The sequence below is a fragment of the Pseudoxanthomonas sp. 134C1 genome (assembly GCF_057773065.1).
This window is the reverse complement of record NZ_JBYMTH010000013.1, coordinates 1-22,940: the sequence shown is the minus strand read 5'-3', so window position 1 is coordinate 22,940 and position 22,940 is coordinate 1. Positions and strand designations below refer to the sequence as shown.

Sequence of the window (22,940 nt, the reverse complement as noted above, 5' to 3'; positions counted from 1 at the left end):
ATCAGGCGCTCCCCCGCCTCAACCTGGGTGCTGCGCCACGTCACGAGGGCTCGGCGGACGACGGTTACACTCCGGCGCTCCCCCGCACGAACCCCGGAAGCCATGCGCCGACTCGCCGCCCTGCTGCTCGTCCTGTCCACCACCCTGACGGGTTTCGCCGCTTCGGCGGCCGACGCCACCATCGCTCCCTTGACGGTGATGACCTTCAATGTCCGCCTCCCCACCGACGCCGACGGCGAGAACCGCTGGCAGGCGCGCAAGGACATCCTGGTGGATACCGTCCGCGCGCGGCATCCGGCCGTGTTCGGCACCCAGGAACTGTTCGCCGAGCAGGGCGACTACATCGTGCGGCACCTGCCTGAGTACGCCTGGTTCGGCGTCGGCCGGCGCGGCGACGCCGAGGGCGCCGGCGACGAACACATGGGCGTGTTCTACCTGCGCGACGAATTGAAGGTGATCGAGTCGGGCGATTTCTGGCTGTCCGATACACCCGACGTGGCCGGCAGCATCACCTGGGGCAACCTGTATCCGCGCATGGTCACCTGGGCGCTGTTCGAGCGCATCGCCGATGGCCGCCGCTTCTACTTCTTCAATACCCACCTGCCTTATCGCGACGAGGACGAACCCATCCGCGAGCGCGGCGCCACGCTGCTGCTGAAACGGCTGTCGGAGCTGCCGGCGGAAGTGCCGGTCGTGGTCACCGGCGATTTCAACACCGGCCCGGAAAGCCGCGTGCATGCATTGCTCGCGGGCGACCTGGTCGACGCCTGGGAACGCGGCACGCAACGCAGCGGTCCGGAAGCGACCTTCCACGCCTTTTCGGGCAACGCGGATCGGCGCATCGACTGGATCCTGGTGCGTGGTTTCGATGTCGGTCCGGTCGCCACGGTGACCGATCAGAAAAACGGCCGTTACCCTTCGGATCATTTCCCGGTGATGGCCGAACTGCGCTGGTCGGCCACGCCCTGATCGAGGGGCTGGCGTCATGGTCGCGTCCGGCATAGTCTGCGCCGACGCGCGGTGACCGTCCCGGAGGGGGAAGGCACGACGACCGGGGGCATCCCGTGCGGCAGGTCGAAGTTCCTTTTCCTCCCTTCGAAAGGACACGCACCATGGCGCCCTCGTTCTCGCCGCTCGGCATCGTCCATACCGTTCTCAGTCTGCTGCCCGTCGTGTTCGGCGCCATCGCGCTGATCCGCGATGGCCGCATCGAACCCGTCTCGCGCACCGGCAAGGCTTATCTGGCCGGCATGCTGGTTTCCATCTTCACCTCCTTCGGGTTGTCGAGCACCGGCGGTTTCAACGAGGCGCACGCACTGGGCATCGTCGCCCTGCTCGCGCTGGCCGTGGGCTTCACCGCGCGCCACTACGCCTGGCTGGGCGGCGGCGCCGAGTATCTGCAGAACCTCAGCCTGTCCTTCAGCTACATGCTGCTGTTCATCCCCGCCATCAACGAGACCCTGCGACGCGTGCCGCCCTCGCAACCGCTGGCCGACGGACCGCAGTCGCCGCTGGTGCTGGGATTGGTGTCGATCGTGTTCGTGCTGTTCGTGATCGGCGCCAGCTACCAGGCATTGCGCCTGCACGCGCGGCGCAAGGTCATGGCCACCAACGCCGCCTGAAGGCGGTCTTCCCGGCGCAGGCCGGTGGCGACAGGCCAGCCTCCCGCAGCGCCGGGCCTGCCCGGCCGCGGAGTCCTGAAGATATCTTTGCCGATGGCCGTCCGCGATCAGCGGAGCAAGTTCGGCTCCACACGTTCCCACGTGGAGCCGAGCCTGCCCGGCTGCGGAATCCTTGAGGTTCTTTTTCGAGGGCCGCCCACTGTCAACGGAGCAAGCTCCGCCCTGCCGCTCAATCGCGCATCACCGTGACGTAGGCGCCGGTGCCCAGCACGCGGAAGGTATCGCGATCGATCCGATGCAGACGCGATCCGTCCTCCAGCAGGTAGACCGGTGCGTTGTCATGCAGCGTCGCCTCGCGATCGCGCATGTCGCAGGCACGCAGCACATCGACGCGGCAGCGGTTGCCTGCGTCGTCCTGGGCGAAGAAGTAATCGGTGTTCATGCTTGCCTCCTCTCGACGACGGCAAGCGAGCCTAGTCCCCGGCGCGTTAAGAAGACCGTAGCGATTCGTGAGTGTTGCGTGGCATTCCGTGGCGGCGATCACGAAGCGGGAACAGCGCCGCGCGGCAGGCGCATCGGCTGCATGGCGCCATACGTCAGGCTGCGCCACAGCCATTCGCAGGGTCCGTAGCGGAAGCGCGCGAGCCACCAATGGCTGAACAGGATCTGCGCACCGAATATGCCGACCCACGCCAGCAACCAGCCGGCCGCGCCGGTACCCGGCCCCAGTCCCAGTCCGATGCCGTAGAACAGGAAGATGCCGAACACGCTCTGCGCCAGGTAATGGGTCAACGCCATCCGTCCAACCGGCGCCAGCACCCCCAGCACGCGCTCGCCGCGTGGGCGCAGGAACAGCAGGGTGAAACCCGCCGCCCAGGTGACGCCCAGGGCCAGGGAGTCGAGGCGGAACAGGAATCCGTTCACCCAGCGCGGAAGGCTGTCCACGCCCCAGCCCAGATGCGCTTTCGCCAATTGGAGCAGCGTGCCCGCGATCGCGATCGCCAGGCTCCCCCAGAACAGCTTCCGGAACAGGTCGCGATGGCTCCACGGCTGTTGCAGCAACCGCCGCCGGCCCGCCCAGTAACCCAGCAGGAAACGGCCCAGTACGAAACAGATCAGCATGCCGCCGGACAACCGTGTCCAGTTCACCATCGCCGCGTTCGCGGTGAATACCCGTCGCCAGTCGTCGGTGCGGAAGGCCTGCAAGGTCAGCGCGTCGATCTCGGCGCGCGGCGGCAGGCCGGGAAATCCGCCGCCCAGCCACGGCACCAGCAGGGTGGGCAGGACCAGCGCGATGAACAGGCCGCCCCACAGCAGCGCGCCGTCGGGGACCCGTCGGAACAGCACCAGCAACAGGCCGACCAGCGCGTACGTCATCAGGATGTCGCCCCACCAGATGAAATAGCTGTGCGCCAGGCCGATGACCAGCAGCCACCACAGCCGGCGCACGAACCGCGACATTCCGGCGCCACGCGCCTGCGCACGCTCGATCTGGATGGCGAAACCCAGTCCGAACAGCAGCGAGAACACGGTGATGGCCTTGGCGCTGACCAGCCATTCGATCACGCCGATCGCCACCGCGTCGAAGCCGGCGCTCGGCAGGGCGGCGCGCGCCGGTTCGGTCAGCAGGTTGTAGAGGCTGAGGTAGCCCAGGTTGGCGAGCAGCACGCCGGCAAGCGCGAATCCGCGCAGCGCGTCGATGAGGTGATGGCGATCTTCGGGACTGACCGGTGCATCGGCTGCTGGCATGGGCAATCGTTCTTCCGTGGACAAATGCCGCGATGGTGAAGGCGGTCTCCGTGTCCGGAACGTCGCCCGGCGCCCGATCCCGCCGCCATCGAGGATGGCCGAATGTAGCAAAGTACGTAGCGCCGCGCGCCTGCCTTCCGGCGAGGCCGGGGAGCCGGTGCCGGCCCCTGGGTCGGCCAGGCACCCGAGGCGTGCGGGCAGGGCGGACAAGGATGTTTCGGATGTTTCCGATACCTGGGCGGCCGCGCCTTTCCTAGAGTGCACGGTTTCTTCCGGAGCCTGCATTTGCAATCGACCTCGTCCGAATCCCTCCCCACCCCATCCCGGGAGGGCCACCCCATCATCCGTTTCCGCCCACAGAGCACCTGGCTGTTGCTGTTCCTGGCCTTCATCACGTTCGGTGTCTACTACGGCCACTACACCCTGCGCCAGACGCGCGCGCTGAGTCCCTGTCTACCCGAGGACAAGGGCCGACAACTGCTGGCCGCCTCGTACCGTGTGCTGATCATGGGCTACGCGTCGCTGGTGCCGGTCGCGGCGCTGTGGCTGCTGCCGTTGAGCGCCGGCACGGCGGCTGTCATCGGCATGCTCGGCAACGTGTGGCTGTTGGCCTGGTTGCTCATGCATTCCGTCTGGTCGGTGATGTTCCGGACCCACCTCAATGCGTACTACGGTTTCCAGCCAGGTTCGCCCGACTGGTTCCATGGCTTCTGGTCATTCTTCTTTCCGTCCCTGTACGTGAACTACAAGATCAACCGCATCGTCGAGCGTCGTCCCTCTTGAGCGCGTCGCACGCGCAATGAAGCGGCATTCCGGTACGCCGGCGCTGCGCGTCGGCGTCATCGGGTGGCCGCCGGCATACGAACGGTTCCTGGCGCGCACGACAGGGTGCCGGAACCTCCACTATCCGCACGGATGGAACAATCCAATTCCGCCACGGGCCTCAATCCCGCGCGGGAGGCTGGCCTATAGTCACCGCGCTTGCCGCATCGCGACCGGCTCCCCCTCCTGCCACCCGTGGAGATTTCCATGTCCAAAGTCCTCGTTCTCTATTATTCCGCCTACGGCCACATCGAGAAGATGGCCGAAGCCGTCGCCGAAGGCGCGCGTTCCACCGGCGCCACCGTCGACATCAAGCGCGTGCCCGAACTGGTGCCGGAAGATGTCGCCAAGGCCTCGTACTACAAGCTGGATCAAGTCGCGCCGATCGCGAAGGTCGACGACCTCGCCAACTACGACGCGATCATCGTCGGCACCGGCACCCGCTTCGGCCGCATGGCCTCGCAGATGGCGAACTTCCTCGATCAGGCCGGCGGCCTGTGGGCCAAGGGCGCGCTCAACGGCAAGGTCGGCGGCGCCTTCACCTCCACCGCCACCCAGCACGGCGGCCAGGAAACGACCCTGTTCTCGATCCTGACCAACCTGCTGCATTTCGGCCTGGTCACGGTCGGCCTGCCCTACAGCTTCCAGGGCCAGATGCGTCTGGACGAAGTCACCGGCGCCAGCCCCTACGGCGCCTCCACCATCACCGGCGGCGACGGCTCGCGCCAGCCCAGCGAGAACGAGTTGGAAGGCGCGCGCTTCCAGGGCCGCCATATCGCCGAAGTCGCGAACAAGCTGTTCGGCTGATGGCGCCAGCGCCCCTCTTCCGCCAGCGGGAGAGGGGTGAAACTCCGACGAGGAGTGGGCGCGTCCGCCGTCCATCGTCTGCCGCTGAGCATCACTGCCGACGCGGACGTCGCCCGCGCTCCCCGCGTCTCAATGGCTCTCGACCGGATACGGACCATCCGCGAAAGACTCCGCGTGGTAGCCCTTGGCGCCGATGTGCTTCGCCAATGCGCTCAACACCGTGCCTCCGGCCTGGAGGCGCGCCAGCACCGCGGCGAAATCATGCCGCGGCCGCCAGCCCAGTTCCTCGCGCGCCCGCGCGTTGACATAGACGCGATCGATGCCGGCCGGCAGTTGCCAGCCGCGCCGCGCGTATTCCGGTTCGAATTCCGCAACGCGATCTCGCAGCGCGCCCGCCATGTCCGTGCGCAGCCGTGGCAGGTCCGCGCGCGTGAACGGCGTGGTGGCGCTGATGATGTAGCGGCCGAAGCCCAGCGCGGGCGCCCGCTCGATGGCGAGCAGGTGCGCATCCACCACGTCCTCGATATCCACCCGCCGGTACAGGAACTCGTTGGCTTTCAGGTTCGCGTCATCGAAGCTCGCCCGCGTCCGCCGGTCGTCGTCTTCCTCGGCGAAGAAACGCGAGGTGCGCAGGACGATGCAGGGCAGCTTCTGGTTGCGCTGGAACAACTGGCACAGATCCTCGGCGGCGGCCTTGGTGACGCCGTAGATGTTCTTCGGTTCAGGCCGCACATCCTCGGTGATCCACGCCGCCGGCTCGCCCGGCGGCGGCACCAGTGCGTCGCCGAACACGCTGGTGGTGCTGGTGTGGACGAAGGCGCGCACGCCGTTGGCCACCGCTTCCTCCAGCAGGTTGAGCGTACCGGTCAGGTTGGTGTCGATGAATTTCTGGCGCGAGTGGGTGGCCACGTGCGGCTTGTGCAGGGTGGCCGGATGCAGCACCACCTCCACCCCCGCCATCGCCTCGCGGACGAAGGCGCGGTCGGCGATCGTGCCGACCCGGTGCGTATGCGCGCCGGGCAGCAGGTCCACGCCGACCACGTCGTGTCCGCGCGCCTGCAATGTGCTCACCAGCGCTTCGCCCAGGTGCCCCGAGCTGCCCGTCACCAATACCTTGCCGTACATGCGTCATGACCCTGTTGCGGTGCTCAGGATCCTACAACGCATGGGATGGCTGACTGTAGGAGCGGCAGGATCCACGACTGTTGGTTCCGGATTTCCGGTATCGCGACTCACGTCGCTCCCACAGGGTGGGGATCGTGGGGGCGATGCGAGCGGTGATGGCGGTTCGGATTTCCGGTATCGCGACCCACATCGCTCCCACAGGGTGGGGATCGTGGGGGCGATGCGGGCGGTGATGGCGATTCGGATTTCCGGTATCGCGACCCACATCGCTCCCACAGGGTGGGGATTGTGGGGGCGATGCGGGCGGTGATGGCGGTTCGGATTTCCGGTCGCGACTCATGTCGCTCCTGCAGGGATGAAGTCATCACACACCCCACAGGCGGCGCGCTTCCTCGGCGACCAGATCCGGGAACTCTTCCGGCCAGAACAGTTTGGCGCCGTCGATCCGGCGTACACCCCGCGACTCGCCGAACACGCCGGCGAGATAGCCCGGGCTGTCCTTCGAGAAGATGTCGTCCCCGGTGCCCCACAGGATGCGGGTCGGATAACCGCCCTGCTTCAGCGCGGCTTCCACGCCCGCCAGCACGTTGCTGTCCAGGCCAAGCGCGTAGGCATGGGTGCGCGCCGCGTTGTCGACCAGCGGCCGCAGGTACATCTCGATCGCCTCGTCGGTCGGATTGTGCGGATGGGTGAAGGTCATGCCACCCAGTCCCCGCGGCGAGCGCGCCAGCGCGTGATCCGCCAGCCACGGCGCCAGCCATTCGGTCGCGAAGCGCCCTTCGCGCGCCAGGTCGATGACCGGCTTGAGCGCCGGTGGCGGGCAGTCGGTCTCGGCGTCGCAGTTGGTCAGCAGCAGACTGCGCACGCGGCGCGGATGCGCGACGGCGAACAACTGCGCGACCGCGCCGCCACTGTCGTTGGCCACCAGATCCACGCTGTCCACGCCCAGGCGATCCAGCAGATCCGCCAGCATCCGCACCTGATCCGCCGGTGTCACGCCCTGGCCCTCGGCCACTTCGGTGTAGCCCAATCCCAGCATGTCGGGCGCGATGCAGCGGCGATGCGCCGACAACCGTTCCAGCGCGCCCCGCCATTGAAAGCCGTTGAGCGGGAAACCGTGCAGGAACAGCGCCGCCGGGCCAGCCCCGCGCTCCACGTGGGCAATCCGCCCGAACGGCGTTTGCGTCCAGCGCCGGGCCGCCGTCCACGCGGCGGCGTCCAGTGCCCCGGTCGACAAGAGAGCGCCCGCCTGCGCGAGGCCGTCGCTCCAGGCGCGCCCGGTCCAGCCGGCGGCCAGGGCCGCCATCGATCCCAATCCCAGCTTCAGCATGTCTCTGCGTTGCATGTCCGTTCTCCGGTTCCGTCATTCGGTGGCGGCAGGATGGGCGCCGCCGCATCCGCACTCAATTACCCCGGAGGTCATGGCGACGATGACCGCCGCGCCGCTATGCTGCGGGCATGAACGCCGCCCTTCCCGATACCGCGCCCGGCCTGGGTTCCCTGCTCCGCGAATGGCGTGGCGCGCGCCGTTTCAGCCAGTTGGATCTCGCCCTGGCGGCGGACATTTCCGCGCGCCATCTCAGCTATGTGGAAACCGGAAAATCCCGGCCCAGCCGCGAAATGGTGGTGCGGCTGGCGGACGCGCTGGCCCTGCCGCTGCGCGAGCGCAATGTCCTGCTGCACGCGGCCGGATACGCGGCGCAGTATCCGGAGACCCCATTGGCCGCGCCCGAGCTGGCGCGCATCCAGCGGGCGATCGATTTCATCGTCGCCCAGCAGGAGCCGTATCCGGCGTTCGTGATCAACCGGCATTGGGACATCGTGCAGGCCAACGCCGCCGCCGCGCGGGTCAACCAGTTCCTGATGGCCGGACGCGCCAGTCCGCACGCCAACATGCTGCGGCATGTCTTCGATCCCGCCGATCTGCGGGCCGCGCTGGTCAATTGGGAGGAAGTGGCCGGCGATCTCATCCATCACCTGCACAACGAAATCGCCGCGCATCCTTCCGATCCGGTGCCGCGCCAGTTGCTGGCCGAAGTCCTGGCGCAGCCCGGCGTACCGCAGGCATGGCGCCAGCGCGATCCCGGCCAGCGGCCATCGCCGCTGCTGACCACGATCTTCGAACGCGAAGGCCAGCGCCTGCAGTTCTTCTCCAGCATCACCGTGTTCGCCGCGCCGCGCGACGTCACCCTGGACGAACTGCGCATCGAGTGCTGCTTTCCGATGGACGACGCCACCGCCGCGTTCTGCCGACGGCGCGACGGGCGCCTGAACGCGACTTGGCCGTGACCGGCGTCCAAATCCGTAGCCATCTCTGGGACTAAGCTGTCCCGCGCATGCGGATCCCCCGCCGACAGGAGTTCACGATGGCCAAGATGGAAGCGCCTTACTACCCGATCATCTACGTCCGCGGCTACGCGATGACCCGCGGCGAAATCGACGAAACCACCGCGGATCCGTTCTGCGGATTCAACCTGGGTTCGACCGTGTACCGCGCGGTCTCGGATCCCTCGCGCAAGCCCCGCAAGTACGTGTTCGAATCGCCGATCGTGCGATTGATGTCCGAGTTCGGCTACTCGGACGTATACGAGGACGGACGCGACATTCTGGATCCGGAATGGGAAACCGATGCCGAAGGCCAGCCGACCCGCAACCGGCTCGGCAGCCGCTCCATCATCATCCATCGGTACTACGACAATGCCTCGGGCCTGTTCGGCACCGGTAACACGCCGAAGATCGAGACCTTCGCACGCGAACTGGGCGATCTGATCGTCAAGACCCGCGACCTCATCTGCGGCAATCCCGACAACGCGGTGAAACCGGCCGACTTCCGCTGCTATCTGGTCGCCCATTCGATGGGCGGGCTGGTCTGCCGCGCGTTCCTGCAGAATCCGGCGCTGGATCCGAAGCAGTCGCGCAAGTACGTGGACAAGCTGTTCACCTATGCGACCCCGCACAACGGCATCGACGTGGCCGGGGTGAACGTGCCGCAATGGCTGTCGGCCTTCGACATGAACAATTTCGATCGCGACAAGCGGATGCCGGAATACCTGGATCTCAAGGCGGCGTTCAAGCAGCACAAGCGCGTGGACCTGCTGCCCGAGGATCGCTTTCCGTCACGGCGCGTGTTCTGCATGGTCGGTACCAACCGGATGGATTACGCGACCGCCGCCGGCCTCTCGCGCACCTTCGTCGGCCATGGCAGCGACGGCCTGGTGCTGATCAAGAACGCGACCCTGCGCGGACTGAACGCGGACGGCTCGATCGGCGCCTACTGCGCCAAGGCGTTCGCCTATCGCGCGCACTCGGGTTTCTTCGGCATCGTCAACAGCGAGGAGGCCTTCCAGAACCTGGCCCGCTTCCTGTTCGGCGATGTGCGCGTGGACGTGTGGCTGGATGTGGACGACATCCGCCTGCCCGAGCCGGTGCAGAAGGCCGCCGACCAGGGCCGCCAGATCGACGCGCTGTACCAGGTCGAGGCGCTGGCCTCGCCGCGCGGCAAGCTGTGGTACCTGACCCGGCGCATGTCCGAGGAGGATTCGGTGTCCTGCTTCTCGCACACCGAATGGAAACAGCAGAAATCCCACTACCTTTCCAGCGTGTTCCTCGCCAACCGCGCGCGGGTCAATCCCGATCGGCGCTCGCTGTCCTACAGCATGACCCTGGGCGTGCGCGTGCCGGACTACGAGATCGAGCGCAAGCTCTGGATCAACGAGCACTACGAGGGCGGCTACCTGTTCCGCAATTCACTCATTCTCGATCTGACGCCACCCGCGCAGGCCGGCGGCAAGTGGAAGATCAGCTACGCCTGGCAGGATGCCGGCGTGGCGATGGCGCACACCGAGGTCGATGCGAAGAAGATCAGCGGCGAGGAAGTGGAAATCGCCATTCCCTTCGACAGCCACACGGTCGCCGCCGACGGCAGCCGGCGCCCCAGCGTGCCGGGCATCCGCGGCAAGGTGCGCCTGCGGATTTCGGCCTGGCAGTGAATCCATGGTTCCCGCCGCGCGGGTTCCGTCTTCGACACCGCTTGCGCGGGGACACGCAAGCGGATGGCATGGCATGGCTTCCCTCCGGAAGTCATCACGACACAAGGACGATCCGATGAACATCTGCAAGCAGGCACATCGCTATGACGCCCGCTTCGAGTCGCTGCCCGAGGACCAGAGCTATCCGGGCCGCCATCGTTGCGCCGGGTGCGCCTACGAGCTGGGATACGCGGCGGGCGAGCGTGGCGATTCCCGTTTCCGGCTGGATCTGGACACACTTCCGGACAGCCAGGCGGGCAGCGTTCGCCACCGGGATCCGGAGGCGGCTTTTCAACTTGGCTTTCGATTGGGTGCGTTGGCGGCCGGAAAGGCCTAGGCAGCAATCACAACGGTGTTCCGGCGGGTTGCGGCGTTCGCCGTCTCATGGACGGCGGGCCGTCGGCCACGGCTCGCGTCGCTCCCGCGACCTGATGATGGGCATCCGGACCGCGGGCCACTGACCGGCAACCCTCACTCGGCGGCGGCCTGCTCCGCCGGTTTCCCGCTGGCCACCCAGGTGAACAGCGCGTCGAACACCGGGCGCAGCCGGCGCGCGTGATCGGCAAGCGTGTACTCCACGCGCGGCGGCACTTCCGGATACACCGTCCGGTGTATCAATCCGTCCGCTTCCAGTTCACGCAGCTGCTGCGTCAGCATGTGCTGGGTGATGCCGGGAATCGCTCTCCGGAGCTCGTTGAAACGATGCATGCGCTGGCCGAGCAGCCAGAGGATCTCCAGTTTCCACTTTCCGCCGATCGACTGGATGGCGGATCGGATTTCGCCGTGGAGGATCACGACCTCGTCGTAGGATTCCGTGCAGGGGGCGGTCTGGTTTTCCATACTCGGTATTGAAAAACATCCTTCTTGAAGGAATGGCGGTACCCCAATAGTTTCATGCGCCCCACTCGAGCGAACACGCATGAACATCCTGCACATCGATTCCAGCATCCAGGGCGAGCAGTCCGTCACCCGTTCACTGTCCTCGGCCATCGTAGCCCACCTGCGCGATCAGCTTCCCGACACGCAGGTGATCCATCGCGACGTCGCCGCCGCGCCGCTGCCGCAGTTTTCGGCGGAAGCGGTGCTGGCCGATCCCGCGGCCGCGCCGACCCCATCGGCGCGCGAACTGACGATGGCGCTGGAGGAAGTGCTGGCGGCGGACGTCATCGTCATCGGTGCGCCGATGTACAACTTCGGCGTTCCCAGCCAGCTCAAATCATGGCTCGACGCGCTCGCCGTGCCCGGCAGGACGTTCCGCTATGGCGCCGACGGCGTCGAGGGCCTGCTGGGCGAGAAGCGCGTCATCATCGCCTCCTCGCGTGGCGGCTTCTACGGATCGGAAAGTCCGATGGCCGCATTGGAACACCAGGAGAGCTATCTGCGTGCGTTCTTCGGTTTCCTGGGGGTCACCCGGCTGGAGGTCGTCGGCGCGGAAGGCGTGCGCATGGGTCCGGAACGCGCCGATATCGCCATGCGCGAGGCAATGAACCAGGTGAGCCGATTGCGGGCGGCCTGAGTGTCGCGCTAGCCGGGTCCGGCGCGCGGTCTGGCCGAGCCCTGCGCGCCCTGACCGCGAGCGCGGCCTCCGGCTTCGGGCCTGAAGGCGGGCGATGTCGCGGTTCGGCTGGCGAAATCGACGCCCGCGCCACTGGCGGCGATGCCGGAACCCAGCGCATCCGATGCGGTATCGTGCAGCTCCGCGCGGAGGTTCGCCCCGGGTGCCGACGCGGGGCGGTGCGATGTGGTCGCGCGCTCATGCGCATCGCTCCGCCCCAGGGTGTAGGCGCTGGCCCACAGGCACAACATGCCTGCCAGCAACAGCATATGACGGGTCGCGCTCTTCATCGGGCATCTCCGAACCGGCGCGCAAGGGTCGGCAGGGGTGCCACGGTGCGCCTCGCGGAGTGACGAACAGGTCAAATCGGAATCCCGCGTTGCGCGCGGACCCGGGCGGGCGCTAGCGTGACGGCTCGTTCTCCAGGGCTGTCCGCCATGCGCCTGTTCACGTTGCTGCTGCCGCTCCCGCTCGCCTTCGCGCTGGCAGCGGCCGCGCAGACATCACCGCCGCGCGAGGAACATGCCGGTGGCCTGCGCCAGTTGGTGTTCGAGACGGGCGGCGGAACCCCGGAACAGCCGCTGCCGTTGATCATCGCCCTGCACTATTCGGGCGCGGAACCGGAGGTGCTGGTCGATGCCTTCGATGATCTGCGGGTCCCGGCGCGGGTTGTCCTGCCGGAAGGGCCGCATCCGCGTCCGCACGGACACTCCTGGTTCCCGCAGGGCATCGGCCAGCGCTCCGCCACCGATCAGGCCGCGCTCACCCGGGAGGGCGAGAGCCGGTTGTTCGACTTCATCCAGGCGGTGGAAGCCCGCTACCCGGGACGCGGCAAGGCCATCATTTCCGGTGTTTCCTACGGCGGCGATCTGAGCTTCCTGCTGGCGCTGGATCATCCCGATCATTTCCGAGCCGCCTTTCCGGTGGCGGCGCGCCTGCTGCCGGAATGGTTGCCGGCACGCGCGACCTGCACGGCAGCTTGCCCGTTGCTGCATGCAATGCACGGCAGCGATGACACGACCGTGCCGATCGGCCCCACCCGCGCGGCGGTGGAAACCCTGCGTGCCCGCGGATACGACGCCACCCTCGCGCCCTACGCCGGCGTCGCCCACGACTTCAGCGCGGACATGCAGTCGGATCTGCGCGCGCGCATCGAGGCGCTGTTGCGCGCGCGTTGAATCCGCCCATCGCCTGCACGCTCTCGGCGCAACAGGCCCTTCGGCGCCAGCAGGCGATGACTCAACGTCAGGTGCGTGGATACGGCATCCCGGTCGGTGTCCGCATCCAGGCCGATGCCGGCGATGTCCGGCCACCACACCGGCTTGAAGTACGGAGGCCGGCGGAAGCGCATCGAATCTCCCCCGGACACCGGCACCCGGAACGTCGCCACCGCCTGCGGACCTGGCGAGCCGGCCGCGCGCGCATGGGCCGGCGGCCAGCCGTTCTCGATCATCAGTGCGTGGGCGAAGTCGCGCTTGCCGATCATCCAGCGCGTGCCGGCCCAGGCGGCTTCCTCGTACGCCGCAGGCAATGCCAGGCAAAGCATGCGCAGCCGGGTGAGCCCGTCCTCCGGTATCTGCCCACGACTCATCGCAATCTCCCCGCCGCCTTGAACGGATGCGGCATCGGCTTGAAAACATCGTGAAGCGGCGCGCCGCCTGCCGGTGCTATAAGACGGCTCCACTCCACCACAGGGCAACGCCCATGGAAACCAACGAACTCCACCGTGGCCGCCTGATCGATCACGTGCAGCTGGTCGTGCGCGACCTGGAGGCGAGCCGCCGTTTCTACCAGGCCGTCTTCGACGTACTGCAGATTCCGATGAGCGGTACCGGCGACGATTACTTCTGGGCCGACGAACTGTTCGTCTCCACGCCCGGCAGCGCGGCCGCGCAGGATGAACTCACCGGTCGCCATCATCTGGCCTTCCAGGCACGCGATCGCGCGATGGTCGACGCCTTCCACAAGGCGGCGCTCGCGCATGGCGGCCGCGACAACGGCGCGCCCGGCGATCGTCCCTATCATCCCGGCTATTACGGCGCGTTCGCGCTGGATCCGGACGGCAACAACATCGAAGCCGTGTACCACGGCGAGGCCAGGCGCAGCGCGCCCTCGGTGAAGGTCACCTTCTGACCACGGGGCACCGTCTTTCCGGGAGGCACTTGCGCAACACATAAGTATTCACTAATGTGTTGCGCATGGTCGAGAACGACATTTTCAAGGCCCTGGCCGACCCGACCCGCCGCGCGATCTTCGAGAAGCTGGCGGCGGGTCCGATGAATGCCAGCGCCCTGCGCGGCGGCCTGGACATCAGCCAGCCGGCGATGTCCCAGCACCTGGCGGTGCTGCGCAACGCGGGACTGGTGCGCGAGGAGCGCGAGGGCCGGTTCATGAACTACGAAGTCGATCCCGACGGCCTCGCGCTCATCGCGCGCTGGCTGGCGAAGTACCGTGCCTGCTGGCCGGCGCGGATCGATGCCCTGAAGGCGCTGCTGAAGGACATGGACCAATGAAAGAGCCGGTCGAGGAAACGGAAACGAACGAACTGGTGCTCGAATACGAACTCGATGCGCCACCGGCCAAGGTCTGGCGCGCGATCAGCATTCCCGCGTTCCGCGAGCAATGGTTACCGGACGTCGCGCTGGCCGACGCGACGCCGCTGCCTTCCCGTGGCGACGGGGAAATCCGTTACCGCCTGCGCGATGACGAACCGCCTTTCCTCGAAAGCGTGGTGACCTTCCAGGTGCGTCCCAACGCGGACGGCGGAAGCACGCTGCGGATCATCCATGCGCCACCGGCGCCGCGGCTGGCGCTTGCCGTGCCGGCCGCCAACGACGACATGCCCTGCCTGATGCGCGCGGCCTGACGCCGCGTCGGTCCCCCTCCCCGTCCGGAAACAGGAGTTCGCGCATGCGCGAAACGATGCAACTCGTCCCCATGGTGCTCGAACAATCGAGCCGCGGAGAGCGCTCCTTCGACATCTATTCGCGATTGCTGCGCGAACGGATCATCTTCCTCAATGGTGAAGTCAACGACACCGTCTCCGCGCTGGTGTGCGCGCAGCTGCTGTTCCTGGAGGCGGAAAACCCGGACAAGCCCATCCATCTCTACATCAATTCGCCGGGCGGATTGATCACCGCCGGACTGGCGATGTACGACACCATGCAGTACATCAAGGCGCCGGTGCACACGCTGTGCATGGGCACTGCCCGTTCGATGGGTTCATTCCTGCTGATGGCCGGCGAACCCGGCGAGCGCAAGGCGCTGGCCAACGCCAGCCTGCACGTGCACCAGCCGCTGGGCGGTTTCCAGGGACAGGCGTCGGACATCTTCATCCATGCCGAGGAAATGCGGAAAACCAAGGAGCGCGTCATCCGCCTGTACGCCGAGCATTGCGGACGCAGCCACGCGGAAGTGGAACGCACGCTGGATCGCGACCACTACATGAGTGCCGACGAGGCCAGGGAGTGGGGATTGATTGATCGCGTGCTCAAGCACCGCGACGCGCAGGCGGCCTGAGGCGACGCCTCCGCGCTCAGGCGCGCAGCACGCCTTCCACGTGATCCCCGAACGCCGCGTGCAGGGCGTCCCGGTCGCTGCTCAGCTCGCCTCGCATCCGCTCCGCGTCGAGCGGGCGCACGACCCAGTCGTAGCGCCCATTCCGCCAGCCGTTGCGCACGTACTGCGCGACCGCGACGTAATAGTTCGGACCCGGACCGACGCAATACCAGAAGGCCGCCAATGGCGCGTGATCGCTGTGGCGCGAGACATCGTGGGTCACCCGCTTGACCACGGTGATGTCGGCCACCCGCAGCGTCCCGGTCTCGGCCGGAAAGGTCAGGCCGTCGAAGGATCGCTGCAGCAGCCGATCACCGACGCGGCTGTGCTGGACATGCAGCATCACCACGACGGCGAAGATCAGGACGGAAGCCAGGAACGCATAGACCATGACCGGACCCGCGGACGGAACAAGCTGGCGCCTATCTTAGCGCCCATCCCCTCGCCGCGTCGGTTTGCCGCCACCGATCCCGGGATGTGAAGGACATCCCGTTTTCCGGATACGGCAGCTCCTATGGTGCGCAGGCCACACGGGTGGCGCAAATGGAGCTTGCACATGAAAACCCGCAACCTGCTTGCCTTGTCTTCGCTGCTGCTTCTCGCAGCCAGTTTCCCGGCCATCAGCGGCCGCCAGTACGCCAGCCATGTCACCTATTTCGACGCAAACGGCTCGGTGGTCGGCTGGGAAGTCATTCCGTGCCAGGGACCGCCCACGACATGGGGCGTGGTAACCAACAACTATCACGAAGATTTGTTCGAGTGTTCGTGAAGTCCTCTCTCTCGCGGGTGGAATGGCGACGGGACCCGAGGGTCCCGTTGTTTTTTCATGTCTGTCGCCCGGAGCCGGGGCTTACCGCGATTCCAGGCCCGGTGGCGCGGGATCCTGCTCGGCCTGTCCGGGGTGCACCCATATCCGGATGGCTTGCGTACCCGCATCCATCGGTCGCGGGCACTTGCCGTCGCCGGCGCCGGTGAAGCCGCCGGACGGACTGCAGATTTCCTTTCCCTTGGCGTCCAGCAGCGGATTGAACTGATCGCAGCAGGGCGAGACGAGGTAGAACGCGGACGCGCCCTGGTGAGTGATGCGCCAGATCGCGCTGGGCGCCTGCCGCGCCGGCTGGCGTTCGTAGTCGGCGATTCTCGTCCGCAGCCAACCGGGCAGCGGCGCGGAATCCGTGGCGGGATCCACGGCGGGATTCACGACGGGATCCGCCGCGGCCTCCGCGGGCGAATGCATGCACGCCGATGCCGGCAACGACAGCAGCAGGCAACTGGCGATCCGCACGCGCGTCATCCATCGAAGCGATTGCATCATCCCTTCCCGCGCTCATCGAGAGGACCGCAGCGTAGCAGCCCACCGCCGGTTTTCCCGTGGATACGCGGCCACCGCAGGGGGGCCGCGGCGTACGGCCTCAAAACCCGGCGTTGACCTCCAGCTGGAACACGTCGATGGACAGCGGCGGGCCGAACACCTCCTTGGCCGCCATCCAGCGGCCGGTGAGCCAGACGTTGCGGTCGAAGGCATACGAGGCGCCCAGGGTGTAGCCGCGCGCATTGGTGCCGCCCAGGTGGAAGTTGGAGTCGTTGAACCCGTCGGGCAGCGCGTCCGGGTCGATGTGCTTGTAGCCCAGCCACAGGTTCCAGTCCCCGGCCTGGCGCAAGGCCAGGTCCCCGAAGGTGGCCTGGAACAGCCAGGCGGTGTCGCCGCTGCGGATGTCCGCGGCGGTGGGGGCCGCGCCGGCCGGGGTGGCCAGGTTGGTGACGATGCCGCCGTGGGCGCGGGTCCACAGGGCCTGCGGGTCGTAGGCGGTGTTCTTCAGCCAGTGGCCTTCCAGGCGCAGGCGGGTGTCGGCCAGGGCCGGGGTTTCCCAGCTCAGGTTCACGTCCACCAGCTTGAAGCTGGCGGCCAGGCCCACGTACTGCGGCAGCGGGGTGTTGGCCGGGTCCAGCGGGTCCAGGGCCAGGTTGCGCAGGAGCATGAGGGTGTTGCCCTTCTGCATGAAGGCCGGGCGGGTGCCGTCGGTGCTGCAGACCTGGGCGCCGGCATACAGCGCGCAGGGGGCCGAGTACTCGCCGGAGATGTTGCGGAACTGGTAGTAGGCCAGGGCCGCGCGCAGGCGCTGGTCGTCCCCGAAGCGCCAGTTGGCCCCCACCTGCAGGCCGTTGAGCCACTTGTCGCGGCTGGCCTGCTTGTCCTGACTGGTGGCCGGGAAGTTGTCGGCCGAGTACTCCAGCGGGCTCAGGCCCAGGGTGGCGAACAGGTCCAGCCCTTCGCCCGCGGCCCGTTCGTACTTGACCGCCACGCCGTCGAAGTTCAGGTCATTGGAGAACAGGATGTCGGTGGAGCGGTACGGGTTGGCGAAGCGTCCGCCGGTCAGTTCCAGGCCCGGCAGCGGTGTCCAGGCCAGCCAGGCCTGGTCCAGCCAGGCGTCCTTCTTGGCCAGTCCGCCGCCCAGGGTCTGGGTGGTGGAGACCGGGCTGGTGTCGTTGCCGGTGGCCAGGCGCACGCCGGCGCGGGTGTGTTGGCCCAGTTGCGCCAGCACGCCCAGGCGGGCGCGGATGCGCCAGGAGTTGTTGCGGTCCTGGCGGGTGTTGCGCAGCGGCGGCAGGTCCAGGTGGGTGTTGGGGTTGATGTCGTAGCCGGCCCCGGCGTTGATGCGGGCCCAGTCGGTCTCGATGGGGCTGTTGCGTTCGGAGAACAGGCGCGACTCGTTGCGCACGCGCACGTCCCCGGTCACCTGCACCCGCTGGGTCCACTCGGGCACCGCGTCCGGGGCGGCCCAGCGTTCGGCCTGGGCCTGGGCCAGCACGTCGGCCTTGACCTCCTCGCGCAGGCCCTGGCGCACGGACTCGGACAGGTAGGGCACGCGCACGTCGCCCGGTTCCAGCGCCGGGCCGGCGGCGGTGGCCGGGCGGGCGGCGGCTTCGCGGCGGGCCTCGTCCAGCAGTGCCTGGCCCACCTCCGGGGTGAGGGCGCCGCTGTCGATGAGGCCGCGGATGAGCTTGACCAGGGTGCTGTCGGGGGCCGGGGCGTCCTGGGCCCGGGCGGCGGTGGACAGGGCCAGGGCCAGGCCCAGGCCGGCGGCCAGGGCGGCCAGCGGGCGGGCGCTACGGAGGGGGGAACGGGTCATGGGGGGCTCGCAGAAAGTCATCAGGAAAAGAGGAAGAAAGGCGGACGGGCCGGCTCAGCCGGCCGGCCGGCGGCCCTGCACCAGCACCCGGGCCGGGAAGGCCAGCGAGGCCGGCGGGCGTTCGTCCAGGCGGCCCACGGCGCGGATGGCCGCCAGCACCGCCTGGTCGGCCTCGGGGTTGCCGCTGCCGCGCACCAGTTCGACCCGGCTCAGTTCGCCGCCGGGGTCGAGCCAGATGTTGAGGGTCAGCTGGAAGGCCAGCGGGCGCAGGCGCTCCTCGCGGGCCACGGCCTGCTGCAGCACGTAGCCCAGGTAGCGGCCATAGGCGGCGTTGCCCGCGCCGCCCGCGCCCGCGCCGCTCATGCCGCCGCCGCTGCCGGACTGGATGCCGAAGTTGTCGCTGCCGGCCTGGGCGTCGGCGTTCATGGTCACCGGGTCGGCGGTGTCCGGGGTGGGGGCTTCCTCGGTGGGCTTGGGCACGTCCTCCAGCGGTTCGGGCTCGGGCATGACCTCTTCGGGTTCCACGTCCGGTTCGGGCGTGGGTTCCGGTTCCGGCGGCGGCGGCGGGGGTGGCGGCAGGGCCAGCAGCGGCACCGGGGCGACCGGCCGCTTGCTGCTGGCCGGGCCCTGGAACAGCAGCCACCCGACCGTCAGGGCCAGCAGCGCCAGCAGGCCCAGCACGCCGGCGGCCACCGGCCAGCGCCGCGCGCGGGCCGGCGGGGGGGACGGGGGCAGGCTCATGCGCTCACCCCGGCACCTTGCCGGTGACCAGGCCGACCTGGGTCAGTTCCAGCTTGCGCAGCAGGTCCAGCACCTCCACCACCCGCGCGTACTGCACCTGCGCGTCTCCGCGCACGATGACCGGCAGGTCCGGGTTGACCGCCTGCTCGGTGCGCAGGCGCTCTTCCAGTTCGGCCAGGCTCACCGGGTAGGCGTCCAGGAAAACCTGCCCGGCGTTGTCCACCGTGATGGCCTTGGTCTGCGGCTTCTCCAGCGCCACCGAGGCGCTGGCCTTGGGCAGGTTCACTTCAATGCCGGGGATGGTGGCGTTGCTGGTCAGAATGAAAATGACCAGCACCACCAGCAGCACGTCCACGAACGGGGTGACGTTGATGCCCTTCTCGCGCTTCTTGACGCCGAATCTCTTGGCGGCCATGGCGCGCTCCTCAGGCCCGCACCGAGTGCAGCACCGGCGGCGCGGCGCCGGCGGCGTCGAACTCTTCGGCCAGGCGGGCGCTGAACTCGTCCACGAACACCGCCATGTCCGCGGCGATGGCCTCGGCGCGGGCGGCCAGCCAGTTGTAGCCAAACAGCGCCGGGATGGCCACGCCCAGGCCGGCGGCCGTGCACAGCAGCGCCGCGGCCATGCCCGGGGCCACCGAGTTGATGTCCACCGCCCCGGCCATGGCCGCCACGGCGAACACCAGCATGATGCCGATGACGGTGCCGAACAGGCCCACGTAGGGCGCCCCTTCAATGGTGGTGGAGAGCCAGTTCATGCGCCGGCCCATGCGTTCGGTCTCGCGGATGAGTTCGGCGTCCATGGCCGCGCGGATGGCCGCCAGCGCGGCCGCGCTCAGGCCGTGGGCGTGGGCCTGGCGGCCCTTGAGTTCGGCCATGGCGATGGCGTACAGCCGCCACAGGGAGGAGGCCTGGCACACGTCCTGGCCCAGGGCGCCGGTGCCGGCGCGTTCCTGCAGGGCGGCGGCCGGCTGGCCGGCGACCTGCTGGTACTGGGCCGAGAAGGCCGCGTTGGCCCGGGTCACGGCCCCGAAATAGCGGCCCTTGGTCAGCATGAGGGCCCAGGACAGCAGCAGCATGGCGGTCAGGATGGCCACCACCACCCAGGCATCGACCGGCATGGCCTTCAGGATGAACCCGAAATGGCTCACCCCGGCGTTCTGTTCGTCTTCCCCGAAGGCGGTCAGGCGCGAGGCCGCCCCCTGCGAGAGCGCCTCGGCCCGCAGCAGGCCGGCCGGGCGCGCGACCTTGGACAGGCGCACCTCGTCCAGGGCCCCGGCGAAGGGCTGGGCGGCCGGCACCGGGGCGCTGGCTTCGGCGGCCAGCGGGTCGGCGCCCAGCCGCGCCGGGCCGGCCAGCGCCGGCAGCGGACTGGCCAGCCGCGCCGCTTCGCGCCCGCCCACATACAGCACCACCCCGCCGGCATCGGCGGTGAAGGCCAGGTGGCTCCACTGCCCGGCCGTCAGCGCCGGCACCGGCGCGCTGCGCGCCTGGTCCACCTGCACGAACGGCACGCCGTTGTCCACGCCCAGCAGCAGCACGTGCTCGCCGTCGCGGCGCGCGTACACCGCCTGGGTCGGGCCCAGCTGCTCGGGCTTGACCCAGGCCGAGAACGTCAGGGAGCCGCCGGCCGGCACCGCCAGCGAGGCCGAGGCCGGCAACTGCAACGCCTCCCCGCGCTGCGCGCCGCGGCCGATGACCGCCGCGGCCAGCGGGGTGAACGCGCCGGTGGCGTGGTTGGCGTAGGCGGTGACGTCGCGGGCCTGGGTGTCCGGACCGGCGAAGTGGTACACCGCGGTGTAGTCCGGGTCGAACACCAGTTGCCCGTTGCCGGCGGCCGGGGCCTTCGGGTTGCCGTAATACATCCACAGGGTCTGCGCGCTGGCCGTCACCGCCGGCACGTCCACCCAGATGAGGGCCATGCCCAGGTCCGCGTCGTACAGCTCGACCTGGTGGTTGAGCACCGTGCGGCCGTCGGCGGCCAGGAAGCGCAGGTCCTTGCCGCCCTGGCCCACCCCGTCGAAAGCGAAATTGCCGGTGTGCAGGCGCACCAGCACCGGCATGCGCCCGACGCTGGCGCCCAGCCCGGCGCCCTGCGGACCGGCGTCCACGGTGATGGGCTTGCGGTACTTCCAGTCGGCCTGCCACCACGGGGCCGGGGCCTGGGCCCAGGCCAGCCCGGGCAGGAACAGGCCCAGGCACGTCAACAACAGAATGAGCACGCGTTGCATGTGAATCTCCAGAAAAGAAAGACGGGGGAAGGCGCTCAGTAGCTGGCGCCCACGCTGATGTGCAGGCGGTCGGCGCCGCGGGTGGTGGTGGGGCCGTCCAGCAGGCTGTGGCCGTAGTCCAGGCGCACGTTGAAATGCTCGGTCACCTGGAAACTGGTCCCGAACCCCAGCGCGGCCAGCGAGGCCTCGGCGGCCTGCTCGGGCAGCGGCTTGCGCAGCCCCAGCCAGGCCCCGTCCAGGTAGCCGTGGAAGCGCCAGTCGCGCAGGCCCCAGCGCGCCACCGGCGCGCTGCGCCACTCCAGGGTGAACATCGCCCCGTAGTCGCCGATGGCCTCGGCCGAGCGGTAGCCGCGGGTGGTGTACATGCCGCCGGCGGCGAACTGCTCGCCGGACACCAGCGGCTGGTCGGTCAGCTGCGCCGAGACCTTGGCGAACCACTGCGCCCCGCTGGCCAGGGTGAGGGTGTCGCTGACATCGGCCTTGAGCACGAAAAAGCTGGCATCGGCATAGGCCCGCTTCCAGTCGAACGCGTCCGCGCCGCTGCCGTAGCCCAGCAGGCTGCGCGCCCCGAACACCGCCTGCAGCCCCAGCGCGAACTGGTGCCGCTCGCCCTGCCGGAACCCGCTGTAGGCCAGGCTCACCGGCGCGTACTTCAGCGGCGCGAAGTCGGCCGCCATCCCGGTCAGGGCCACCGCCTCGTCCATGTCCTTGAAGTCCACCCCCACCGCGACCTGGTGCCACCAGGGCCCGCTCACCGGCAGGGTGCGGCTGAACTTGACCCCCAGCGCGTGGCCCTTGCCGGTGACCTGGGTCTGCCCGCTGGACACCACGTTGCTGTCGGAACGGTAGCCGGACACCTCCAGCGCCCCGTCCGGGCCGCCCAGCGGCAGCCGGTAGGACCCGGACCACACGCTGGCCTCGTCCCGGTCCTGCGGGGCGGCGAACCAGGTCAGCGAGGCGCTGTGCTCGCGCTGCCACAGGTTCTCGTGGCCCACCGTCAGAATGCTGCGGGTCGGGGTGGTGTCCACGCTGTGGTCGTTGTTGACCGTGGCGCTGACCCGCCACGGCGAGGCGTCCTCCACCTTCAGGTCCACGTCCATCGTCCCCTCGCCCGCCCCGGGCTTGACCAGCGGCACCACCTGCCGGCGCGCGGTGCGGTTGAGCGCGGCCAGTTCGGCCTGGGCGCGGGTGAAGTCCGGCACCTGGCCGGCCGCCAGCGCCGGCACCGCCGCGCGCAGCCGCGCCGGGTCGTGGTAACGCGCCCCCACCACCTGCACCGTCCCCACCCGGGTCTGGGTCACCTGCAGCAGCACCACCCCGCCGCTGACCTGCTGCCCGGGCAGGTCCACGTACACGGACTGGTAGCCGCGCTGCTGGTAGGCCGCCTGCAGCGCCGCGCGCGCGGCTTCCACGTCGGCCAGGGTCCGCCCCGGGCCCAGGTACGGGCTCACCGCCTGCTCGATGGCCCGCGCCTCCAGCACCGTGTTGCCCCGCACCCGGTACTCCTGGATGTTCACCCGCGCCACCGGCGCGCTCGCCCCCGCTCCCGGCTCGCCGGCCTGCGCCTGCGC

General features: G+C 68.7%; 28 protein-coding genes. 14 read left to right on the top strand and 14 right to left on the bottom strand.

What is annotated here, in order from left to right:
* Nucleotides 1-102 precede the first annotated feature (102 nt).
* Nucleotides 103-969 carry an endonuclease/exonuclease/phosphatase family protein gene (locus tag AC3DEZ_RS18960; protein WP_488389597.1) on the top strand — a complete coding sequence of 289 codons (867 nt, stop codon included), beginning with the start codon at nucleotides 103-105 and terminating at the stop codon, nucleotides 967-969.
* A 143-nt stretch (nucleotides 970-1,112) separates the two neighbouring features.
* Entirely contained in the window at nucleotides 1,113-1,622 is a 510-nt protein-coding gene (locus AC3DEZ_RS18955) for a DUF2306 domain-containing protein (protein WP_488389596.1), read from the top strand.
* Between the two features lie 229 nt (nucleotides 1,623-1,851).
* On the opposite strand, the gene AC3DEZ_RS18950 is transcribed toward AC3DEZ_RS18955, so the two are convergent.
* Both AC3DEZ_RS18950 and AC3DEZ_RS18945 read right to left on the bottom strand, forming a co-directional pair.
* Nucleotides 1,852-2,064, bottom strand: coding sequence for a hypothetical protein (locus tag AC3DEZ_RS18950; protein ID WP_447104644.1), 213 nt, complete (start codon nucleotides 2,062-2,064; stop codon nucleotides 1,852-1,854).
* 98 nt (nucleotides 2,065-2,162) lie between these two features.
* A complete protein-coding gene (locus AC3DEZ_RS18945) occupies nucleotides 2,163-3,371 on the bottom strand; it encodes a DUF418 domain-containing protein (RefSeq protein WP_488389595.1) in 1,209 nt (402 codons plus the stop codon).
* Nucleotides 3,372-3,656: 285 nt separating this feature from the next.
* Here AC3DEZ_RS18945 and AC3DEZ_RS18940 point away from each other — a divergent pair, with 285 nt between their 5' ends.
* Nucleotides 3,657-4,154: a hypothetical protein gene (locus AC3DEZ_RS18940; protein WP_488389594.1), complete on the top strand. Its 498-nt coding sequence runs from the start codon at nucleotides 3,657-3,659 to the stop codon at nucleotides 4,152-4,154.
* A gap of 246 nt (nucleotides 4,155-4,400) precedes the next feature.
* Nucleotides 4,401-5,000 (top strand): NAD(P)H:quinone oxidoreductase, encoded by a 600-nt coding sequence (wrbA, locus tag AC3DEZ_RS18935; RefSeq protein WP_488389593.1) that lies wholly within the window; start codon nucleotides 4,401-4,403, stop codon nucleotides 4,998-5,000.
* Between the two features lie 129 nt (nucleotides 5,001-5,129).
* Here wrbA and AC3DEZ_RS18930 read toward each other — a convergent pair whose 3' ends face one another.
* Both AC3DEZ_RS18930 and AC3DEZ_RS18925 read right to left on the bottom strand, forming a co-directional pair.
* Nucleotides 5,130-6,125 (bottom strand): NAD-dependent epimerase/dehydratase family protein, encoded by a 996-nt coding sequence (locus AC3DEZ_RS18930; RefSeq protein ID WP_488389592.1) that lies wholly within the window; start codon nucleotides 6,123-6,125, stop codon nucleotides 5,130-5,132.
* Between the two features lie 364 nt (nucleotides 6,126-6,489).
* Nucleotides 6,490-7,470 (bottom strand): alpha/beta fold hydrolase, encoded by a 981-nt coding sequence (locus AC3DEZ_RS18925; RefSeq protein WP_488389591.1) that lies wholly within the window; start codon nucleotides 7,468-7,470, stop codon nucleotides 6,490-6,492.
* A 113-nt stretch (nucleotides 7,471-7,583) separates the two neighbouring features.
* Here AC3DEZ_RS18925 and AC3DEZ_RS18920 point away from each other — a divergent pair, with 113 nt between their 5' ends.
* From AC3DEZ_RS18920 to AC3DEZ_RS18910, 3 genes are all read left to right on the top strand, one after another.
* The gene (locus tag AC3DEZ_RS18920; RefSeq protein WP_488389590.1) at nucleotides 7,584-8,414 is read left to right on the top strand and encodes a helix-turn-helix domain-containing protein; all 831 of its coding nucleotides are present in this window, start codon (nucleotides 7,584-7,586) and stop codon (nucleotides 8,412-8,414) included.
* A 77-nt stretch (nucleotides 8,415-8,491) separates the two neighbouring features.
* Complete coding sequence (locus AC3DEZ_RS18915) at nucleotides 8,492-10,114, top strand: esterase/lipase family protein (RefSeq protein ID WP_488389589.1); 1,623 nt, start codon at nucleotides 8,492-8,494, stop codon at nucleotides 10,112-10,114.
* A gap of 115 nt (nucleotides 10,115-10,229) precedes the next feature.
* The gene (locus AC3DEZ_RS18910; RefSeq protein ID WP_488389588.1) at nucleotides 10,230-10,490 is read left to right on the top strand and encodes a hypothetical protein; all 261 of its coding nucleotides are present in this window, start codon (nucleotides 10,230-10,232) and stop codon (nucleotides 10,488-10,490) included.
* A gap of 134 nt (nucleotides 10,491-10,624) precedes the next feature.
* Here AC3DEZ_RS18910 and AC3DEZ_RS18905 read toward each other — a convergent pair whose 3' ends face one another.
* The gene (locus tag AC3DEZ_RS18905) at nucleotides 10,625-10,993 is read right to left on the bottom strand and encodes a winged helix-turn-helix transcriptional regulator (RefSeq protein WP_488389587.1); all 369 of its coding nucleotides are present in this window, start codon (nucleotides 10,991-10,993) and stop codon (nucleotides 10,625-10,627) included.
* Nucleotides 10,994-11,072: 79 nt separating this feature from the next.
* Here AC3DEZ_RS18905 and AC3DEZ_RS18900 point away from each other — a divergent pair, with 79 nt between their 5' ends.
* On the top strand, nucleotides 11,073-11,669 hold the full coding sequence (locus tag AC3DEZ_RS18900) for an FMN-dependent NADH-azoreductase (protein ID WP_488389586.1): 597 nt from the start codon (nucleotides 11,073-11,075) through the stop codon (nucleotides 11,667-11,669).
* Between the two features lie 8 nt (nucleotides 11,670-11,677).
* Here AC3DEZ_RS18900 and AC3DEZ_RS18895 read toward each other — a convergent pair whose 3' ends face one another.
* Nucleotides 11,678-11,998: a hypothetical protein gene (locus AC3DEZ_RS18895; protein ID WP_488389585.1), complete on the bottom strand. Its 321-nt coding sequence runs from the start codon at nucleotides 11,996-11,998 to the stop codon at nucleotides 11,678-11,680.
* Between the two features lie 147 nt (nucleotides 11,999-12,145).
* Here AC3DEZ_RS18895 and AC3DEZ_RS18890 point away from each other — a divergent pair, with 147 nt between their 5' ends.
* On the top strand, nucleotides 12,146-12,886 hold the full coding sequence (locus tag AC3DEZ_RS18890; RefSeq protein ID WP_488389584.1) for an alpha/beta hydrolase: 741 nt from the start codon (nucleotides 12,146-12,148) through the stop codon (nucleotides 12,884-12,886).
* Here AC3DEZ_RS18890 and AC3DEZ_RS18885 read toward each other — a convergent pair.
* A complete protein-coding gene (locus tag AC3DEZ_RS18885; protein WP_488389583.1) occupies nucleotides 12,802-13,299 on the bottom strand; it encodes a hypothetical protein in 498 nt (165 codons plus the stop codon). The two genes, AC3DEZ_RS18890 and AC3DEZ_RS18885, sit on opposite strands and share 85 nt — an antisense overlap.
* A gap of 113 nt (nucleotides 13,300-13,412) precedes the next feature.
* Between AC3DEZ_RS18885 and AC3DEZ_RS18880 the strand changes: the two genes are divergently transcribed.
* The 4 genes from AC3DEZ_RS18880 (at nucleotide 13,413) to AC3DEZ_RS18865 (ending at nucleotide 15,227) form a co-directional block, all read left to right on the top strand.
* The gene (locus AC3DEZ_RS18880) at nucleotides 13,413-13,841 is read left to right on the top strand and encodes a VOC family protein (RefSeq protein WP_488389582.1); all 429 of its coding nucleotides are present in this window, start codon (nucleotides 13,413-13,415) and stop codon (nucleotides 13,839-13,841) included.
* A gap of 65 nt (nucleotides 13,842-13,906) precedes the next feature.
* The gene (locus AC3DEZ_RS18875; protein WP_488389581.1) at nucleotides 13,907-14,221 is read left to right on the top strand and encodes an ArsR/SmtB family transcription factor; all 315 of its coding nucleotides are present in this window, start codon (nucleotides 13,907-13,909) and stop codon (nucleotides 14,219-14,221) included.
* Nucleotides 14,218-14,574, top strand: coding sequence for an SRPBCC family protein (locus AC3DEZ_RS18870; RefSeq protein ID WP_488389580.1), 357 nt, complete (start codon nucleotides 14,218-14,220; stop codon nucleotides 14,572-14,574). The genes AC3DEZ_RS18875 and AC3DEZ_RS18870 overlap by 4 nt, the downstream gene beginning before the upstream one ends.
* Nucleotides 14,575-14,618: 44 nt before the next feature.
* Nucleotides 14,619-15,227, top strand: a complete 609-nt coding sequence (locus AC3DEZ_RS18865) for an ATP-dependent Clp protease proteolytic subunit (protein WP_488389579.1) — start codon at nucleotides 14,619-14,621, stop codon at nucleotides 15,225-15,227.
* A 16-nt stretch (nucleotides 15,228-15,243) separates the two neighbouring features.
* Here the strand turns inward: AC3DEZ_RS18865 and AC3DEZ_RS18860 are convergent, their stop codons facing one another.
* Nucleotides 15,244-15,657, bottom strand: a complete 414-nt coding sequence (locus AC3DEZ_RS18860) for a hypothetical protein (protein WP_447104625.1) — start codon at nucleotides 15,655-15,657, stop codon at nucleotides 15,244-15,246.
* Between the two features lie 165 nt (nucleotides 15,658-15,822).
* Here AC3DEZ_RS18860 and AC3DEZ_RS18855 point away from each other — a divergent pair, with 165 nt between their 5' ends.
* Nucleotides 15,823-16,035, top strand: a complete 213-nt coding sequence (locus AC3DEZ_RS18855) for a DUF6289 family protein (protein WP_447104624.1) — start codon at nucleotides 15,823-15,825, stop codon at nucleotides 16,033-16,035.
* Nucleotides 16,036-16,116: 81 nt separating this feature from the next.
* On the opposite strand, the gene AC3DEZ_RS18850 is transcribed toward AC3DEZ_RS18855, so the two are convergent.
* The 6 genes from AC3DEZ_RS18850 to AC3DEZ_RS18825 form a co-directional block, all read right to left on the bottom strand.
* A complete protein-coding gene (locus AC3DEZ_RS18850) occupies nucleotides 16,117-16,578 on the bottom strand; it encodes a DUF6970 domain-containing protein (RefSeq protein ID WP_488389578.1) in 462 nt (153 codons plus the stop codon).
* Nucleotides 16,579-16,678: 100 nt separating this feature from the next.
* Nucleotides 16,679-18,397, bottom strand: coding sequence for a putative porin (locus tag AC3DEZ_RS18845; protein WP_488388304.1), 1,719 nt, complete (start codon nucleotides 18,395-18,397; stop codon nucleotides 16,679-16,681).
* Between the two features lie 54 nt (nucleotides 18,398-18,451).
* Complete coding sequence (gene tolA, locus AC3DEZ_RS18840) at nucleotides 18,452-19,138, bottom strand: cell envelope integrity protein TolA (protein ID WP_488388305.1); 687 nt, start codon at nucleotides 19,136-19,138, stop codon at nucleotides 18,452-18,454.
* Between the two features lie 4 nt (nucleotides 19,139-19,142).
* The gene (locus AC3DEZ_RS18835) at nucleotides 19,143-19,553 is read right to left on the bottom strand and encodes an ExbD/TolR family protein (protein ID WP_488388306.1); all 411 of its coding nucleotides are present in this window, start codon (nucleotides 19,551-19,553) and stop codon (nucleotides 19,143-19,145) included.
* A 10-nt stretch (nucleotides 19,554-19,563) separates the two neighbouring features.
* The gene (locus tag AC3DEZ_RS18830; RefSeq protein ID WP_488388307.1) at nucleotides 19,564-21,369 is read right to left on the bottom strand and encodes a DUF2341 domain-containing protein; all 1,806 of its coding nucleotides are present in this window, start codon (nucleotides 21,367-21,369) and stop codon (nucleotides 19,564-19,566) included.
* Between the two features lie 35 nt (nucleotides 21,370-21,404).
* A partial coding sequence (locus tag AC3DEZ_RS18825) for a ShlB/FhaC/HecB family hemolysin secretion/activation protein (RefSeq protein ID WP_488389162.1) occupies nucleotides 21,405-22,940 on the bottom strand: 1,536 nt, incomplete at its 5' end.